The following is a 15,925-nucleotide window of genomic DNA, read 5'->3' as shown; positions in this document are numbered from 1 at the left end:
CGCAAGCCCCTGCGCGCGGGGGCGGGGGTCACTCCGCGCGGGTGCGCGGAGCGTCCTCCTTGGCGACCGACCTGTCGAACCTCTCGCGCTGCGAGCGCACCCCCCGCACGACGACGGCGGACATGCGATCGCGCTGCGCGGACAGCAGCACGTAGCTGACGACGCCGCTGATCAGCAGCGCCAGCATCAGGAGCAGGAACCCGCGGGCCCCGAAGAGCGCGAGCACCCCCGCGGTGACCGCGAAGATCACGGCCCGGGCCAGGGTGTAGAGGATGACGGAACGCATGGCCTTTCGAGGTTATCCCCGGTCCTGACCGCCCTCGCCCCGGGGTCGGCCCAGCACGTCCAGCAGGAGGGCCGGGTCGACGTTCCCCCCGGAGAGGATCGAGACGTAGGCGCGGCCCTCGGGAAGCTCCGCGCGGCGGTAGAGGTAGGCGGCGGTGGCGACGGCGCCCGCCGGCTCGGCGATGAGGCGGGCCTCGCGGGCGAGGCGCCGCATCGCCTGCCGGATCTCGTCCTCGGTGACCGTGACGATCCCGTCGACGTGGGCGCGCATGTGCGCGTACGGCAGGTCGCCGACCCGCTGGACGCGCAGCGCGTCGGCGATGGTGCGGCCCGTCTCCTCCGCGGCCCACTCGACGGGGCGCCCCGCCGCCATCGAGTCGCGGGCGTCCGCGGCGAGCTCCGGCTCGACGCCGACGATCTTCGCCTCCGGGCGCAGCGCCTTGACCGCGGCGGACACGCCGGCGATCAGGCCGCCGCCGCTGACCGGGACGAGCACGACGTCCACGTCCGGGCGGTCCTGGACGATCTCCAGCCCGGCGGTGCCCTGGCCGGCGATGATCCGCGCGTCGTCGTAGGGCGGGACCAGGGCGAAGCCGTGCGCGGCGGCGAGCTTGCCGGCGGTCTCGGCGCGGGCCTGGGCGGTCGGCTCGACGTGGACGACCTCGGCGCCGAGCGCGATGCACGCGTCGACCTTCACGGCGGGGGTGGTGTGCGGCATGACCAGGACCGCCCGGACGCCGAGCGCGCGGGCCGCGTAGGCGACGGCCTGGGCGTGGTTGCCGCTGGAGTGCGTGACGACGCCGCGCTCGCGCTCCTCGGGCGCGAGGGAGGAGATGGCCGAGTAGGCGCCGCGCAGCTTGAAGGCGCCGATCGGCTGCAGCGACTCGGCCTTCACCAGCAGCGCCGGCGCGCCGGCGGCGGACGGGGCGGGGTCGCGGGAGAACGGGACGAGCGGCGTCCGGACGGCGACGCCCGCGATGCGCTCGGCGGCCCGTTCGATCTCCGGCAGCGTTACGAGGTCGGACATGCCCGGAGACTACTTCTCCGTGCTGGTCGCGGGGGCCTCGACCGCGTGACAGGGCAGGTCAGCGGGGGTCAGGGTGATCACTGTGGCCCATGCCGGAATCACCGTCCGTCATCGCCGCTGTTCGGCGGACTACGGTCGGTGATCTTTTCCGAAAACAAGGGAGAAATCGGTCTTGACCCGCCACACTGTTAAACAGTCCACCCGCGCCGAGAGCGGGACAAAGGGGGAGAGAAAACGTGGAAAGCACGAGCGAGCGCCTGCTGACTCCAGGAGAGGTCGCCGCCCTCTTCCGGGTCGACCCGAAGACGGTCACCCGGTGGGCCGCCGCGGGCCGGATCAGCAGCATCCGCACTCCGGGAGGCCACCGGCGCTTCCGCGAGTCCGAGGTGCACGCGCTGCTGCGCGGCGAGGAGCCCGTCGCCGAGCATTCGGCCCACTGACCTGGGCCCCTCGCCCGGACCCCGGTCCTGAGCCGCCCGGACCGCCCGCCGAAGCAGTCCTTGGCCGAAGGCAGTCCTCGCCGGGCGGCCGGGGCGCTCCCCGCCCCGCCTCCGCTCACTTCTCCGGCACCGCCCTCCAGGGGCTTGGACTCGCGCCCGCTCTCCAATGCCCGCCTTTTCGCGCTCACCCCGCACCGCTCATTGTCGGCGCTCACTCCTCGGCGCTCACTCCTCGGCGCCGCCCGCCTTCCATTCCTCGAACCGGCGGAGCAGGTCCGCGTCCTCGTCACGCCAGCGGCGCCGCCGTTCCGCCAGTTCCTCCTCGGTGAGCGACTCGCCCAGCAACCGGTCGTAGTCGGGATCGTCCGGGCCGATCTCGACGTAGGCGTCGGCGATGATCCGTCCCTCGCTCGCCTCGGGCCCGGGCTCGCCGCCGTCGGCGAGAACGCTGTGGGGGACCCGGAGCGTGCCGTCGGGAAGCCGGATCACGTACATCGTCGATCACCTTCGCCGTCTGTCGTCGCGCGGCCTGTCATCTCGGTGTCCTAGATCCCGTACCTGCGGTTGAAGAAGAGCATGACCTCAAGGGCCGTGCGGATGTTGCCGGCGAGCATATCCACCAGGGCGGGGCGCTGCCGGGAGGAGATCGCGGCGAACGCGTCGGCGAAGAACTCGCGGCGGCCGAGCGCGTTCGGCTGCTTGTGGAACTCGCTCGCCAGGTACGGCAGGCACTCCTCGTACAGCTGCCGGAAGGCGGGGCTGTCGGAGGTCCACTCGCCGTCGTCGCCGTCGATGTCGTCGAGCGCGTGGCCCACCTCGTGCAGCATCACGTCGGGCGTCGGGGACGGCCGGTCCCCCACCACGATCTTGCGGTCGCCGTACGCGCCGGCGCAGATGTCCCAGGTGGCGCGGCCGGACGGCAGCGGGCGGTCGCGCAGGTGGCCCATGTCGTCGAGCTGCGGGACGCCGCCGGGGCCGACGTAGATGCCGTCGAGGCCGCTCGCCAGCTTCTCCTTGAGCGCCTCCGGCAGCGACGCCAGGCTCTCCACCGCCCCGATGACCGCGTCCGGCGGCGGCCCCTCCCGGACGTCCCACTGGCGGTGCAGGACGGCCTCCAGCACGCCGCAGTCGCGGCGGCCGTCGGCGGCGTGCGGCGTGCCCGGCGGGTGGGGCTCCACGCGCGGCCGGTCGTCCTCCAGCTCGAAGTCGCTCCAGGAGTAGTCGCCCGAACGCGGCCGGCCCTGCCCGCGCCGCCCGAGCCGGCCGGTCATCCCGCGCAGGCCGCCCGCCGTGTCGACGGGATCCGCCTCCGGACGATCGGGCCCGAGCGCGTAGTCGTCGTCGCGGCCCGCCTTGCGGAACCGGCCGAACCGGTCGCGCGGCTGGTTGCTGCGCGGCCGCACCTGCCCCGAGTCGGGCGGGGACGGCGCGTAGGGGACCTCGTCGCCGGCCGCGTCCGCGCGGAACCGTCCGCCGCGGAACGTCTCCCGGGGCTTGCGGTGGACGCCTTTGAAGCGCATCGGGCTCCTCTGTCAGCCGGACCCGCGGGGGTATCGGGCGGCGACCGCCGCCGGACCGGGTCCCTGAGGAAGGGTAAGCCGGAACCCGACTCTCCGTCATCCCGTGGAGTTGCGCGGTCGCGGCGCTCCGCCGGGCGTCAGGCGTAGGAGTGCAGGCCGGAGAACATGTAGTTCACGCCGAAGAAGTTGAACAGCAGCGCGGCGAACGCGACCAGCGACAGGATCGCGGCCTTGCGGCCCTTCCAGCCGGCGGTGGCGCGGGCGTGCAGGTAGGCCGCGTAGATGATCCAGGTGACGAAGGACCAGATCTCCTTGGGGTCCCAGCCCCAGTAGCGGCCCCACGCCTGGTCGGCCCAGATGGCGCCCATGATGATCGCGGCGGTCCAGATCGGGAACGCGAACATCGTGACCCGCATCGAGAGGCGGTCCAGGGCCTCCACCGACGGGATGCGCGACAGCACGCCGCCCGCCGCGGCCCCGCCGCGCGACTCGGCCCGCTCCTTCAGCAGGTACAGGATCGTCGCGGCGCCCGCGACGGTGAACGCGCCGGTCGCGATGATCGCGGCGGTCACGTGGATGGCGATCCAGTAGGAGTTCAGCGCCGGGCTGACCGGCCCCACCGAGTCGTACAGCCAGATGTTCGCGACGCCGAGGGCGACGACCGCGGCGGCCATGACGAACGCGCCGAGGAACCGCGCCTTGTAGCGGAACATCACGACCATGAACGCGGTGACGGCCGCGAACGAGATGGCGGTGAGGAACTCGTACATGTTCCCCCACGGCCAGCGGTTCGCGGCGAGCCCGCGGGTCACGAGGACGCCGAGCTGCGCGCCCCAGCCGAGCACGTTCAGCAGGACGGCGAGCCGGATCCAGTCGACCCGGGAACGCTCGGTTCCCTCGTCCGCCGAGGCGGCGGCCGTGTCCGGGGCGGCGCCCGTTCCCGAGGCGTCGTCCTCGGCACCGGCGGCGCCCACGAGCACCTTCGCCCCGCTCTTCGCCGGGACGGCCGCGACCGCGCGGCGGCGGCCGAAGCCCATGTCGGCGGCGTAGGCGACCAGCGCGATGATGTACATCACCACGGTGGTCAGCATGAGCTTGTCGCTCAGGTTCGCGAGGTCGGCGTTGCTCACCTCGTCACTCCTTCGGTTCGTTCGCCGCACCCGAGGGGCCGTCGGCGGCGGGGGTCTCGCCGGGCTCGGATGCGGGCCCGTCCTGCGGACCGCGCAGGGCGGCCACGATGTCGTCGAACTCCGAGGTCGGGTTCCCCAGCGTGAGACCGCCGACCTCCACCACCGTACGCCCGCCCTCTCCGGCGCTCGCACGGACCCACACCCTGCGCCTGCGGACCATGAACGAGGTCGCCACGCCGAGCACGGCGAGGATGGCGGCGATCAGCGCGGGGATGCGGCCGGGGTCGCGGTTGACCGACAGGCTCGTCCACTCCCTGAGCCCGTCGAAGGTGACCGTGCCGGCGTCGCCGGGCAGCTTGAAGGACTCCCCGGGCTCCAGCAGCTTCTGGCCGCCCTTGATCGGCTGGATCGTCCGGCCGATGCCCTCCAGCTTGTAGACCGACTGCGGGCTGCCGGAGTCCAGGCCGAGGTCGCCCTTGAAGGCGGTGATCGTGACGACGGGGCGCAGCGGCGCCGGGAACGCCGAGACGATCTGCCGGCCGTCCTCGCTCGCCACCGCGGTCGGCCACAGGATGGCGTAGAAGGCGAGCTGGTCGGGCTCGGCGTCGGGGACCTTGACGACGCCCTCGGACGTCAGGTTCCGCGGCTCCATCTCCAGGAACGGCACCGAGTCCTGGAAGGCGACGTTCCCCTTGGCGTCCCGGACGGTGAACACCGGCGCGTACCCGTGGCCGAGCAGGTACACCTTCGCGCCGCCGACCTTGAGCGGATGGTTGATCTGGAGGTCGTAGGGCTTGTTCGGGGCGTCCGGACTCGACCGGTAGCGGATCTTGGCGTTGAACGACGTGGCCTGGCCCCGCTTGGCGCCCTTGGCCTCGTACTCCGCCTTGAAGTCGTCCAGCGTGATCGTGAACGGGGCGAGCTCGCCGCCGCTGAACGCGCGTCCGGGCTGGAACTGGTCGTAGAGACCGAGCGAGTTGGCGAACGTCTTGCCCTCGGTCAGCAGGACGTTGCCGCGGTAGCCGAACAGGTTGCCGAGGCCGAGCGCGAACAGCAGCGCCAGCAGCGCGAGGTGGAAGAGCAGGTTGCCCGTCTCGCCCAGGTAGCCCTTCTCGGCGGCCGCGGCGCCGTCGGACACGTCCACGCGGAAGCGGCGGGAGCGCAGCGCCGTGCGGGCCTCGGCGAGGACGTCCTCCGGGGAGGCGTCGGTCTCGTACGTCGCCGACTGCGGCAGCCTCGCCAGGTTCCGGGGGGCCGCCGGCGGGCGCGCCCGCATCGACCGGTAGTGCTTGACGGCGCGCGGCACGACGCAGCCGGCGAGCGAGACGAACAGCAGGATGTAGATGGCCGCGAACCAGGGGGCCGCGAACACGTCGAACATGGAGAACCTGTCGAGCCACGGCCCGAGGCTCTCGTGCTTCTCCAGGTAGGCGGCGACCTTCTCGGGCGCCTGGCCCCGCTGCGGCAGGATCGAGCCCGGCACCGCGCCGAGCGCCACCAGGAACAGCAGGATCAGCGCGGTCCGCATGGTGGTGAGCTGCCGCCAGCCCCACCGCAGCCAGCCGAACGGGCCGATGCCGGAGGGGCGCGGCACCTCCTGCGGGGCCTGCCGCGCGGCGGGCGCGTCGGTGCCGGCGTCCCCGGCGGCCTGGTCCTCGGCGGGGCCGGCGCCGGCGTGGTCCGTGTTGGTGTCAGTCATCTCAAATCACCGGTTCGAAGCCGCTGATCCACGACCTCAGCTCGATGGTCAGGTCACCCCACAGGCCGCTCACGAGCAGCACCCCGATGAGGACGAGCATCCCCCCGCCGATCCGCATGACCAGGGGGTAGTGGCGCTTCACGGCGCCGAACGCGCCGAGCGCCCTACGGTAGGCGATCGCGGTGGCCACGAACGGCAGGCCGAGACCCGCGCAGTACGCCAGCGACAGCAGCGCCCCGCGCCCGGCGCTGGCCTCGGTGATCGCCAGGCCCTGCACCGCGCCGAGTGTCGGGCCGATGCACGGCGTCCAGCCCAGCCCGAACAGCACGCCGAGCAGCGGCGCCCCGGCGAGCCCGGCCGCCGGGAGGCGCCCCGACTTCACCGTCCGCTGGAGCCCGGGGACGAAGCCCATGAACGCCAGGCCGAACACGATCGTGATGACGCCGAGGACGCGGGTGATCGTGTCCTGGTACTCCAGCAGCCACCGTCCGAGCCCGCCGAAGACCGCGCCGTAGCTGACGAAGACGACGCTGAACCCGGCGACGAACAGCAGGACTCCGGCGAGGAGCCGCCCCCGCCGCTGCTCGGCGAGGTCGGCGCCGGTCATGCCCGTCACGTACGACAGGTAGCCCGGGACCAGCGGCAGGACGCACGGGGAGGCGAACGAGACGAGCCCGGCGAGGGCCGCCAGCGGCGCCGCCGCCACCAACGACCCGCTCACGACCGTCTCGTCCAGGGAGCTCACTTCTCCGCGAGGACCTTGCCGACCAGGGGGTCCAGCTTGGTGAACGTGGTCGCGCCGATGATGCGCGCGGCGACGCGGCCCTGCCGGTCCAGGACGAGGGTGCTCGGGATCGCGCTCGGCGGGACCTCGCGGAACGCGAGCGTGACGCGGCCGTCGGCGTCGAAGAGGCTCGGGTAGGTGACCTTGAACTTGCGCTCGAACGCCTGCGCGTTGGGCTTGGAGTCCTTGAAGTTGACGCCGAGGAACTCCACGCCCTGCGCCTTCTTCCCGTCGTAGACGTGCTGGAGGGACGGCGCCTCGCCCCGGCAGGGCGCGCACCACGACGCCCAGAAGTTGACGACGACGACCTTGCCCCTGAGGTCGGCCAGCCTGAAGGATCCGCCGTCGAGCCGTTCCCCGGTGACGCTCGCGAGGCTCTTGCGCTGCGCCGCCTGGTACTCGGTCACGTTGCCGTCGCCCGAGATGAAGCGGTTGTCGCCGCCGTCGGGGCCGCCGTCCGCGGCGCCGGTGCCGGCGCAGCCCGCGAGCAGGCCGCAGAGCGCGACGGCGGCGCCCGCGCGGAAGGGAGCGCGCGAGGGCGAGATGCGGCGGGGGTTCACGTGCCCCTCCTCGGTGGTACTACAGGGCGTTCAGTACAAGACGTGGAGTACTACAGGATGTAGTACGAACTTAGCGGTGCGGTCAGGCGCCCGCGACACTGGGGCCCTTCGCGATCCCGGCGGCGGGCTCGGAGTAGGCGACCTCCACGAGCCGGCTGCCCTCGAACGTCAGGCTGGTGAGGCTGGCGAGCGAGCACTCCCGGCGGGCCGGGTGGTGCCAGAGCCGGCGGCGCTCGGCCGACAGCCGCAGGATCCAGATCGGCAGCTGGTGGCTGACGCAGACGGCCTCGTGGCCGCGCGCCGCCTCCCGGGCCCGGATGACGGCGGCGCGCATCCGGGCGGCGAGCAGCTTGTACGGCTCGCCCCAGGACGGGCGGAACGGGTTGACGAGGTGGCGCCAGTGCTCGGGGCGGCGCAGCGAGCCGGTCCCCACCCCGAACGTGAGCCCCTCGAAGTGGTTGCCGGCCTCGATCAGGCGGTCGTCCACCGTGACGGGCAGGCCGAGCGCGTCGGCGAGCGGCGCGGCCGTCTCCAGCGCCCGCTGCATCGGCGAGGAGAACAGCGCGGTCACGTCCCTGTCGGCGAACCACCGGGAGGCGGCCTTCGCCATGAGGACGCCGTCCTCGCTGAGGCGGTAACCGGGCAGCCGCCCGTAGAGGACGCCCTCGGGGTTGTGCACCTCGCCGTGCCGCAGGAGGTGAACGATCGTCGTGTCAGTCATGGCGTCGTCAGATTACCCGCGCTGACGCCTCCTCCCCGCAACCGGCCGGCACGGCGGCGCGCAGGGCGGTCACGGCGGCGCGGATCGCGGGCCGGCGGGCCGCCTCCTCGCGCCAGACGGCGTAGACGCGGCGCGACAGGGGGGCCGAGAGCGGGACGATCGCGACGCCCGGCGGGACGTCGCAGCGGCCGAGGCGGGGCAGGATGACGTTGCCGAGCCCGGCGGCGACCAGGGACAGCTGGGTGGCGAACTCGTAGGCCTGGTGGTCGATCCGGGGTTCGCTGTCCACGGCGCGCAGCGTGCGCAGGAGCCAGTCGCAGCAGATGCTGTCGGGCGAGGAGCTGATCCACGGGTCCCCGGCGAGCTCCTTGAGGTCGATCGTGTCGCGCCCGGCCAGCTCGTGGCCCGCGGGCAGCGCCACGTCCGCGACGTCGTCGCAGATGACGCCCTTGCACAGGCCCTCGGGGATCGGGAGCGGCTCGTTGTTCCAGTCCTGGACGACGGCCATGTCGAAGTCGCCGCGCAGGACGAGCGGCATGCTGCGCATGGGGTCCTCCTCGCGGAGCAGGACGCGCAGATCGGGGTGGTCGGCGCGCAGGGCGCGCAGCGCGACGGGCATCAGCCCGCGGATCGCGGTCGGGAACGAGGCGACGGTGAGCTGGCCGACGACGGAGCCGCGGTGCGCCTCCAGGTCGGCCTGCGCCTGCTCGACGAGCGACAGGATCCGTTCGGCGTGCGCGACGAGCAGCTCGGCGGCGTCGGTGAGGCGGACGCCGCGGCCGTTGCGCTCCAGCAGCTTCTGCCCGGTCTCGCGCTCCAGCTTCGCGAGCTGCTGGGACACGGCGGACGTGGTGACGTGCAGGACGTCCGCGGCGGCGCTGACCGACCCGTACGTCGCGACCGAGTGCAGGGCGCGCAGCCGTTCCAGATCAAGCATGAAGCAATACTAAAACGAGGTGTCAAGAAGTTCTCGCTTGTCCTAAATCAAGTGTTTCCTCACGATCGAGGGATGAGATCGCGCCACGTCCTGCTGGCCACGCTGATCGCCGCGCTGTGGGGCTTCAACTTCGTGCCCATCAAGGTGGCCCTGGACGACTTCCCGCCCCTGCTGATGGCCGCCCTGCGGTTCACGGCCGCGGCGGTGCCCGCGGTCTTCCTCGTCCGCCGCCCGCCGGTCGCCGCGCGCTGGTTCGTCCTGGTCGGCGTCCCGCTCGGCGTGGGGCAGTTCGGCCTTCTGTTCATCGGCATGAGCATGGGCATGCCCGCCGGCCTGGCGTCGGTCGTGCTCCAGGTCCAGGCCGTCTTCACCGCCCTGTTCGCGGGCCTGCTGCTGGGCGAGCGCGTCGGGGGCCGCCAGGTCGCGGGGATGGTCGTGGCGTTCGCCGGGATCACCGTGCTCGGCGTCGCGCAGGGCGAGGGCGGGAGCCCGCTGGGGGCGTTCCTCGTCTGCCTCGGCGGCGCGGCCGGCTGGGGGCTGGCGAACGTCGCCATGCGGCGGATGAACCAGTCCACCGAGGAGCCAGTCGACCCGTTCGCGTTCATGGTGTGGATGTCGCTGGTGCCGCCGCTCCCCCTGCTCGCCCTGTCGCTGGTCTTCGAGGGGCCCGGGGCCGTGCCGGAGGCGGCGCGCGACCTCTCGGTCGCCGGGGTGGGCTCGCTGGCGTTCATCGCCTACGTCGCGACGCTGTTCTGCTTCGGCGGATGGGCCTGGCTGATCCGCCGGTACGAGGCCGGCACGGTCGCCATGTACTCGCTGCTCGTCCCGCCGTTCGGGCTCGTCTCGGCGGCCCTGCTGCTGGGCGAGCACGTGGACGCGGTCCGGCTCGCCGGCGCCGCTCTGATCATCGCGGGGGTCGCCGCCGGCAGCGTCCGGCCGCGGTCCCGCGCCCGCAGCCTGCCGGCGCCGCCCGCACCGCCCGCGCCGTCCGCACCGCCCGCGCCCAACGCGCCGGCCGCCTGAACGAGGTGAGATCCATGCACGGAATCCACGCGCCGCTCGTCACGCCGTTCACCGGCTCCGGCGAGGTGGACGCCAAGTCCCTCGAACGCCTCGCCCGCCACTGCCTGGAGAACGGCGCGGACGGCCTCGTCGCGCTCGGCACCACAGGCGAGGCCGCGCTGCTGACCGCCGCCGAGCAGCGGACGGTGCTGGAGGTGTGCCGGGGCGTCTCGATCGAGCACGGGACGCCCCTGACGGTGGGCGCCGGGACGATGGGCACCGAGGACTCGATCCGCCAGGCCCGCGAGCGCGCCCCGCTCGCCGACGCGCTGCTCGTCGTCGTCCCGTACTACCTGCGGCCGTCGGAGGAGGGCGTCATCGACCACTTCGCCGCCGTCGGCGCGGCCGTGGACGTCCCGCTGATCCCGTACAACGTGCCGTACCGGACGGCGAGGCCCCTGTCGGCCGACGCCCTCCTGGAGATCCTCGCGCTCGACTGCGTCGCCGGCATGAAGCACTGCGCGGGCGCGATCGACCAGGACACCCTCGCCGTGCTGGCGGCCAATCCCGGCAAGGCGATCCTGTCCGGAGACGACGCCTTCATCTACCCCATGCTCCAGCTCGGCGCGGCGGGCGGCGTCGCCGCGTGCGCGTGCCTCGCCCCGTCCGCCTACGCCGCGATGGCGCGGGCGGTACGGGAGGGGAACGGGGCGCGGGGGCTGACCTTCCACAACGCCCTGCTGCCGATGGCGGAGGCGCTGTTCGGCGAGCCGTCCCCGGCCGTCCTGAAGGCGTGCCTGGCCGACGAGGGCCTGATCGACGACCCGGCGGTGCGCGCACCCCTGCACGCACCGCGCCCCGAATCGGTCGTCAACGCCCTGAAGGCTTTCCGCCGCCTGCCGTTCTAGGACCCCGTCCTCAGGACGCCGCCGCGCGGGCGGCGGCGCGGGCGGCGTGCGGGAGGGCCTCCAGGACGCGTCCCAGAGCCTCGTCGTCGTGCGCGGCCGACAGGAACCACACCTCGTACGCCGAAGGCGGCAGGTACACCCCGCGCTCCAGGGCGGCGTGGAAGAAGGCCGCGTACGCCTTGGGGTCCTGCCGCTGCGCGGCGGCGAAGTCGCCCACCGCGCCCTCGGTGAAGAAGATCGAGAAGAGGTTGCCCGCGTTCTGCAGCGAGTGCGGGACGCCCTCGCGCTCCAGCGCCTCGGACGCGGCCTTCGAGACGATCTCCGCCGAGCGGTCGATCGCGGCGTACACCTCGTCGGTGGCGCCGCGCAGCGTGGCGAGCCCGGCGGCCGTGGCGAGCGGGTTCCCCGACAGGGTCCCGGCCTGGTAGACGGGCCCGGCGGGGGCGAGATGGTCCATGACGTCGGCGCGGCCGCCGAACGCCGCGGCGGGCAGCCCGCCGCCCATCACCTTGCCGAACGTCACCAGGTCGCCGGCCACACCCTCGATCCCGAACCAGCCGGACCGCGACGCCCGGAACCCGGTGAGCACCTCGTCGATCACCAGGAGCGCGCCGTGGCGCTCGCACAGCCGCTTGAGCAGCGCGTTGAACCCGGCCAGCGGCGGGACGACGCCCATGTTGCACGGCACCGCCTCGGTGATCACGCAGGCGATGTCGGTGCCGTGGTCGTGGAAGGCCGTCTCCACGGCGGTCACGTCGTTGTAGGGGAGGATCAGCGTGTCGGCCGTGGTCGCGCCGGTCACGCCCGGCGTGTCGGGGAGCCCGAAGGTGGCGACGCCGGACCCCGCCGCGGCGAGCAGCGAGTCCACGTGCCCGTGGTAGCAGCCCGCGAACTTCACGATCTTGGTGCGGCCGGTGAACCCGCGGGCCAGCCGGATCGCCGACATCGTCGCCTCGGTCCCGGAGTTGACCAGCCGGACCTTCGCCGCCGGCGTGCGGGACACGATCTCCTCGGCGAGTTCCACCTCGCCCTCGGTGGGCGCGCCGTAGGACGTTCCGCGCCCGGCCGCGTCCCGAACGGCCTCGATGACGGCCGGATGCGCGTGCCCGAGGATCATCGGTCCCCACGAACACACCAGATCGACATAGGTATTGCCGTCAGCGTCGGTAAGGTACGGACCACGCCCGGACGCCATGAAACGGGGCGTTCCGCCAACGGCACCGAAGGCCCGCACCGGGGAGTTGACGCCACCTGGGACAACGGCGGCGGAACGGTCGAACAACTGCCGGGAGCGATCGAAGTCAGTCACGGTTGCAGTCTCTCAGTTGCAGTTCGGCGACTTGCCTTGACCCGGTGGCGTACGGGCCGATATTCCACCAAGTACGACATCGGAGGGATGGCTTTCACCGTGGTCAACGGCTGGACGGTCCCGGGTTTCACCCACGAACGCGAACTGGGCGGCGGAGCCTCGGGCCGGGTGGTGCTGGCGGTCGACGACATGACCGGCACGCGAGTCGCGATCAGATACCTCGACCCGGCGCTCGGCGCCGACGAGGCGTTTCTCGCGCGCTACCGCGTGGCGGCCCGGGGCCTGTCCCAGCTCGAAGACCCCAACGTGGTCGACCTCTACGACTTCGTGGAGACCGCCGACGGCGCCGCGATCGTGACGCAGCACGTCGAGGGCGTGAGCCTGCGGCGGATGCTCGCCGCGCAGGGTCCGTGCGGCCCCCTCGCCGCCCTGTCGATGCTGGGCGGCACGCTCCTCGGCCTCGCGGTCGCGCACGACCATGATCTCGTTCACGGCTCGATGCGCCCGGCGAACATCATGGTCGACACCGAGGGCAACGCCCGCCTCACCGACTTCGCGACGGCGGCCGCGGGCACCGAGGCGCAGCACGGCCCGCAGTACGCGGCGCCCGAACTGTGGGACGGCGCGCCCGCGACCGTCGCCACCGACCTGTACGCCGCCACCGCGATCTTCTACGAGTGCCTCACCGGGCGGCCCCCGTACGCGGGCCGCAACATGGCGCGGCAGCACCGCGAGGCGCCGATCCCCGCCGAGGAGGTCCCCGGGCCGCTGCGCGACCTGATCCACCAGGGCCTGGCCAAGGAGCCGGAGAAGCGGCCGAAGTCCGCCGCCGACTTCCTCGGCGCGCTGGAGGACGCCGCCGTCTCCGCCTACGGGCCGTCCTGGGAGGCGCAGGGCCGCGGCCGCCTCACCGAGCTCGCCGCGCGGGCCGCGCAGCAGCCCGAGCCGCCCAAGCCGAAGCCGTCCCGCGGCAGCGGCCGCACCCCGGTCACCGCCGGCCCGAAGAGCGGGGGCCGGTCCCGGACGCGCTGGGTGGTCGCCGCCGTCGCCGTCGTGCTCGTCGCCGCGGGGGCGGGCGCCGCGGTCCTGCTCAAGGGCGGCACCTCGCTCGGCGGCGAAAAGCAGCCGCCCCAGCCGACGCCCGCGCAGAGCAGCAGCCCGCAGCCGACGCTGCCGGTCGGCGGCGTCGACCCCGGGCCGCTCATCGCCCGCATCGACCAGGCCGTCGCCCAGACGCCCGGCGCCGCGTTCAGCTACCGCCAGACCGGCTGCTGCGGCTTCCCGGTCACCGGCCAGGGCACGATCGGGCTGGTCCAGGGCGGCGCCCCGTCCTACACCCTGACGCTGGCGGGGACGGGCTCGGCCCGCAAGCCGGTCAGGGCCGTCATCGTCCAGGACCGGCTGTACGTCCGCGCCGGGAAGAAGTGGCGGCAGTCGCCGCTCGGAGGCCACGGCTACCCGGCCGCCGGCGACCGGGTGCGCCAGGGCGGGTCCGTCGCGAACCTGACCGCGCTGCTGCGGGCGGCGACGAAGCTCAGCAAGTCTGGAGCGGTCTACGAGGGCGAGGCGCCCGCCGCGAAGCTGGCGCAGGCGCCCGGCGTCGGCCCCCTGTACGCGCAGATGTCGCAGGCGACCGGCGCGCAGCAGATCGCGTTCGCCGTCAGGCTCGACGCCGGCTTCCGCCCCGTGAAGTTCTGGGTGCGCGCCGGACCCGAGGACGGCCGCAACCAGATGCAGCGCGGCTCCTACAGCGGCTGGGGCCGCAAGGCCCCCATCAAGGCGCCCCGCTGACGACCGCCGCGCGCGGCCGCCTCGCCCGGCGAGGCGGCCGCATGAGCGGCTAGGCGTCCTCGCAGGCGTCCGAGAGGACCTCCAGGAGGCGCAGCGGGTCGGGCAGCGGGCCGCGGGACGGCGGGCGCAGCCACGCCGCCTCGCGCCCGTACGGCAGGACGGACGGCGGCGCGACGACGTAGCTGTCGCGGCAGTGCCAGCGCATCCCCGGCGTCTCGGCGACGTCCTCCGGGGAGCAGTCCAGCTGGCAGGACCACCACTCGTCCTCGTCGACGGGCGCGCCGCGCGTGGCGACGAAGAACAGGTGCCGGTCGCCCCCGAAAGACGCGACCGGACCGACGGGGAGGTCGTCCCGTGCGATCCGGTCGAGGGCGATGGTCCCGGCCGCGGCCGGTACGTCGAACACGTCGAACACCCGGCCCGTCGGCAGGATGATGTTGGCCTGCGGCCGCTCCGCCCACCAGCGTTTGATCACGGCCCCGTCGACGCTCGCCTGGTGCGCCCAGGCGGCCGACACCGGATGCGCGCCCGGGTCGGGACAGCCGAGGCGGTCGCACGAACACGCCCGGTCACCGCCCACCGGGGGGTGGGCGCCGGGATAGCAGGGCCACCCCAGTTCGGCGTACTCCCGCGCCGCCGCGGCCATCCGGTCGCGTGCCGCCCGCTGCCGTCTGCTCCCCGAGACCGCCAGCATCTCCGCCCCCCAATACCCAAGGTCGCACGTGGGTTCTTGGTTAACGATGATGCCCGCCGGAGCGAACCCCGGACACGGCAACCCCGAGAAAACGATCCTAAGTGACTAGAGGGCCAGCCGGCGGGCCACCTCGGTGGCCCAGTAGGTGAGGACGATGTCGGCGCCGGCGCGGCGGATCGACGTCAGCGACTCCATGATCGTCCGCTCCCGGTCGATCCAGCCCTTCTCGGCCGCGGCCTCGATCATCGCGTACTCGCCGCTCACCTGGTAGGCGACCACGGGGACGTCGACGGCGTCGCGGACGCGGCGGACGATGTCGAGGTAGGGCCCCGCGGGCTTGACCATGACCATGTCGGCGCCCTCGTCGAGGTCGAGGAAGACCTCGCGGAGCGACTCGTCGGCGTTGGCCGGGTCCTGCTGGTGCGTGGACCGGTCGCCGAACTGCGGGGCGCACTCGGCGGCGTCGCGGAACGGGCCGTAGTAGGCGGAGGCGTACTTCACCGAGTACCCCATGATGGCGATGTCGGTGTGGCCGGCGCCGTCCAGGGCCTCGCGGATCGCGCCGACCTGGCCGTCCATCATCCCGGACGGGCCGACGACCGCCGCGCCCGCCTCGGCCTGGGCCAGGGCGATGGAGGCGTACCGCTCCAGCGTGGCGTCGTTGTCGATCTCGCCGGACTCGGTGAGGATGCCGCAGTGCCCGTGGTCGGTGTACTCGTCCAGGCACAGGTCGGTCATGACCACGGTCGCGTCGCCGAGGTCGGACCTCAGGTCGCGCAGCGCCCGCTGGACGATGCCGTCCGGGTCGTCGGCGGCGGACCCCGTGCCGTCCTTCACGGCCGGGACGCCGAACAGGATGAGGCCGCCGACGCCGGCCTCGGCCGCCTCGTGGGCGGCCTTGCGCAGGCTGTCCCGGGTGTGCTGGAACACGCCCGGCATGGACGCGACCGGCTGCGCCTCGGAGATGCCCTCCTTGACGAACACGGGCAGCACCAGATCGGCCGGGCCGAGCCGGGTCTCGGCGACGAGCCGGCGCATCGCGGGCGTGCGCCGCAGCCGCCGCGGGCGTGCGACGGGGAACTGTGCAGACATGATCCCTCTTGTGTCTCCGCTTCGGG

General features: G+C 73.4%; 17 protein-coding genes. 4 read left to right on the top strand and 13 right to left on the bottom strand.

The window, feature by feature from the left end; translation table 11 throughout:
* Nucleotides 1–28: 28 nt before the first annotated feature.
* Together AB0C69_RS00235 and AB0C69_RS00230 are read right to left on the bottom strand one after the other, a co-directional pair.
* Nucleotides 29–286, bottom strand: a complete 258-nt coding sequence (locus AB0C69_RS00235; RefSeq protein ID WP_345178206.1) for a DUF4229 domain-containing protein — start codon at nt 284–286, stop codon at nt 29–31.
* Nucleotides 287–298: 12 nt separating this feature from the next.
* On the bottom strand, nt 299–1,312 hold the full coding sequence (locus AB0C69_RS00230) for a threonine/serine dehydratase (RefSeq protein ID WP_360347738.1): 1,014 nt from the start codon (nt 1,310–1,312) through the stop codon (nt 299–301).
* Between the two features lie 236 nt (nt 1,313–1,548).
* Between AB0C69_RS00230 and AB0C69_RS00225 the strand changes: the two genes are divergently transcribed.
* A complete protein-coding gene (locus AB0C69_RS00225) occupies nt 1,549–1,752 on the top strand; it encodes a BldC family transcriptional regulator (RefSeq protein WP_141580358.1) in 204 nt (67 codons plus the stop codon).
* Nucleotides 1,753–1,977: 225 nt separating this feature from the next.
* On the opposite strand, the gene AB0C69_RS00220 is transcribed toward AB0C69_RS00225, so the two are convergent.
* The 8 genes from AB0C69_RS00220 to AB0C69_RS00185 all read right to left on the bottom strand — a co-directional run bounded on the left by AB0C69_RS00220 (nt 1,978) and on the right by AB0C69_RS00185 (nt 9,103).
* Entirely contained in the window at nt 1,978–2,247 is a 270-nt protein-coding gene (locus AB0C69_RS00220; RefSeq protein ID WP_360347733.1) for a hypothetical protein, read from the bottom strand.
* 50 nt (nt 2,248–2,297) lie between these two features.
* Nucleotides 2,298–3,272: a hypothetical protein gene (locus AB0C69_RS00215; protein ID WP_345178195.1), complete on the bottom strand. Its 975-nt coding sequence runs from the start codon at nt 3,270–3,272 to the stop codon at nt 2,298–2,300.
* A 137-nt stretch (nt 3,273–3,409) separates the two neighbouring features.
* Nucleotides 3,410–4,402 (bottom strand): c-type cytochrome biogenesis protein CcsB, encoded by a 993-nt coding sequence (gene ccsB / locus AB0C69_RS00210; protein ID WP_360347730.1) that lies wholly within the window; start codon nt 4,400–4,402, stop codon nt 3,410–3,412.
* 4 nt (nt 4,403–4,406) lie between these two features.
* Nucleotides 4,407–6,101, bottom strand: a complete 1,695-nt coding sequence (locus AB0C69_RS00205) for a cytochrome c biogenesis protein ResB (RefSeq protein WP_360347727.1) — start codon at nt 6,099–6,101, stop codon at nt 4,407–4,409.
* A gap of 1 nt (nt 6,102) precedes the next feature.
* Entirely contained in the window at nt 6,103–6,822 is a 720-nt protein-coding gene (locus AB0C69_RS00200) for a cytochrome c biogenesis protein CcdA (protein WP_353834989.1), read from the bottom strand.
* A gap of 20 nt (nt 6,823–6,842) precedes the next feature.
* Nucleotides 6,843–7,445 carry a TlpA disulfide reductase family protein gene (locus tag AB0C69_RS00195; RefSeq protein ID WP_345178187.1) on the bottom strand — a complete coding sequence of 201 codons (603 nt, stop codon included), beginning with the start codon at nt 7,443–7,445 and terminating at the stop codon, nt 6,843–6,845.
* Nucleotides 7,446–7,527: 82 nt separating this feature from the next.
* Nucleotides 7,528–8,166, bottom strand: coding sequence for a histidine phosphatase family protein (locus AB0C69_RS00190; RefSeq protein ID WP_345178185.1), 639 nt, complete (start codon nt 8,164–8,166; stop codon nt 7,528–7,530).
* 7 nt (nt 8,167–8,173) lie between these two features.
* Nucleotides 8,174–9,103 carry a LysR substrate-binding domain-containing protein gene (locus AB0C69_RS00185; RefSeq protein ID WP_345178184.1) on the bottom strand — a complete coding sequence of 310 codons (930 nt, stop codon included), beginning with the start codon at nt 9,101–9,103 and terminating at the stop codon, nt 8,174–8,176.
* Nucleotides 9,104–9,175: 72 nt separating this feature from the next.
* On the opposite strand from AB0C69_RS00185, the gene AB0C69_RS00180 reads away from it, so the two are divergent.
* Nucleotides 9,176–10,126, top strand: coding sequence for an EamA family transporter (locus AB0C69_RS00180; protein WP_360347721.1), 951 nt, complete (start codon nt 9,176–9,178; stop codon nt 10,124–10,126).
* A gap of 14 nt (nt 10,127–10,140) precedes the next feature.
* Nucleotides 10,141–11,013 (top strand): dihydrodipicolinate synthase family protein, encoded by an 873-nt coding sequence (locus tag AB0C69_RS00175; protein ID WP_360347718.1) that lies wholly within the window; start codon nt 10,141–10,143, stop codon nt 11,011–11,013.
* A 10-nt stretch (nt 11,014–11,023) separates the two neighbouring features.
* Here the strand turns inward: AB0C69_RS00175 and hemL are convergent, their stop codons facing one another.
* Nucleotides 11,024–12,322: a glutamate-1-semialdehyde 2,1-aminomutase gene (hemL, locus tag AB0C69_RS00170; protein ID WP_360347715.1), complete on the bottom strand. Its 1,299-nt coding sequence runs from the start codon at nt 12,320–12,322 to the stop codon at nt 11,024–11,026.
* An 87-nt stretch (nt 12,323–12,409) separates the two neighbouring features.
* On the opposite strand from hemL, the gene AB0C69_RS00165 reads away from it, so the two are divergent.
* Nucleotides 12,410–14,113: a serine/threonine-protein kinase gene (locus AB0C69_RS00165; RefSeq protein WP_360347712.1), complete on the top strand. Its 1,704-nt coding sequence runs from the start codon at nt 12,410–12,412 to the stop codon at nt 14,111–14,113.
* A 49-nt stretch (nt 14,114–14,162) separates the two neighbouring features.
* Here the strand turns inward: AB0C69_RS00165 and AB0C69_RS00160 are convergent, their stop codons facing one another.
* Both AB0C69_RS00160 and hemB read right to left on the bottom strand, forming a co-directional pair.
* Nucleotides 14,163–14,807: a bifunctional DNA primase/polymerase gene (locus AB0C69_RS00160; protein WP_360347709.1), complete on the bottom strand. Its 645-nt coding sequence runs from the start codon at nt 14,805–14,807 to the stop codon at nt 14,163–14,165.
* A gap of 105 nt (nt 14,808–14,912) precedes the next feature.
* The gene (gene hemB / locus AB0C69_RS00155) at nt 14,913–15,899 is read right to left on the bottom strand and encodes a porphobilinogen synthase (RefSeq protein WP_353834315.1); all 987 of its coding nucleotides are present in this window, start codon (nt 15,897–15,899) and stop codon (nt 14,913–14,915) included.
* Nucleotides 15,900–15,925: the final 26 nt, after the last annotated feature.

The sequence above is a fragment of the Actinomadura sp. NPDC048032 genome, assembly GCF_040653175.1.
Lineage (GTDB): Bacteria > Actinomycetota > Actinomycetes > Streptosporangiales > Streptosporangiaceae > Spirillospora > Spirillospora verrucosospora.
The sequence above is the reverse complement of the archived record's forward strand: the minus strand, read 5'-3'. Positions and strand labels throughout refer to the sequence as shown.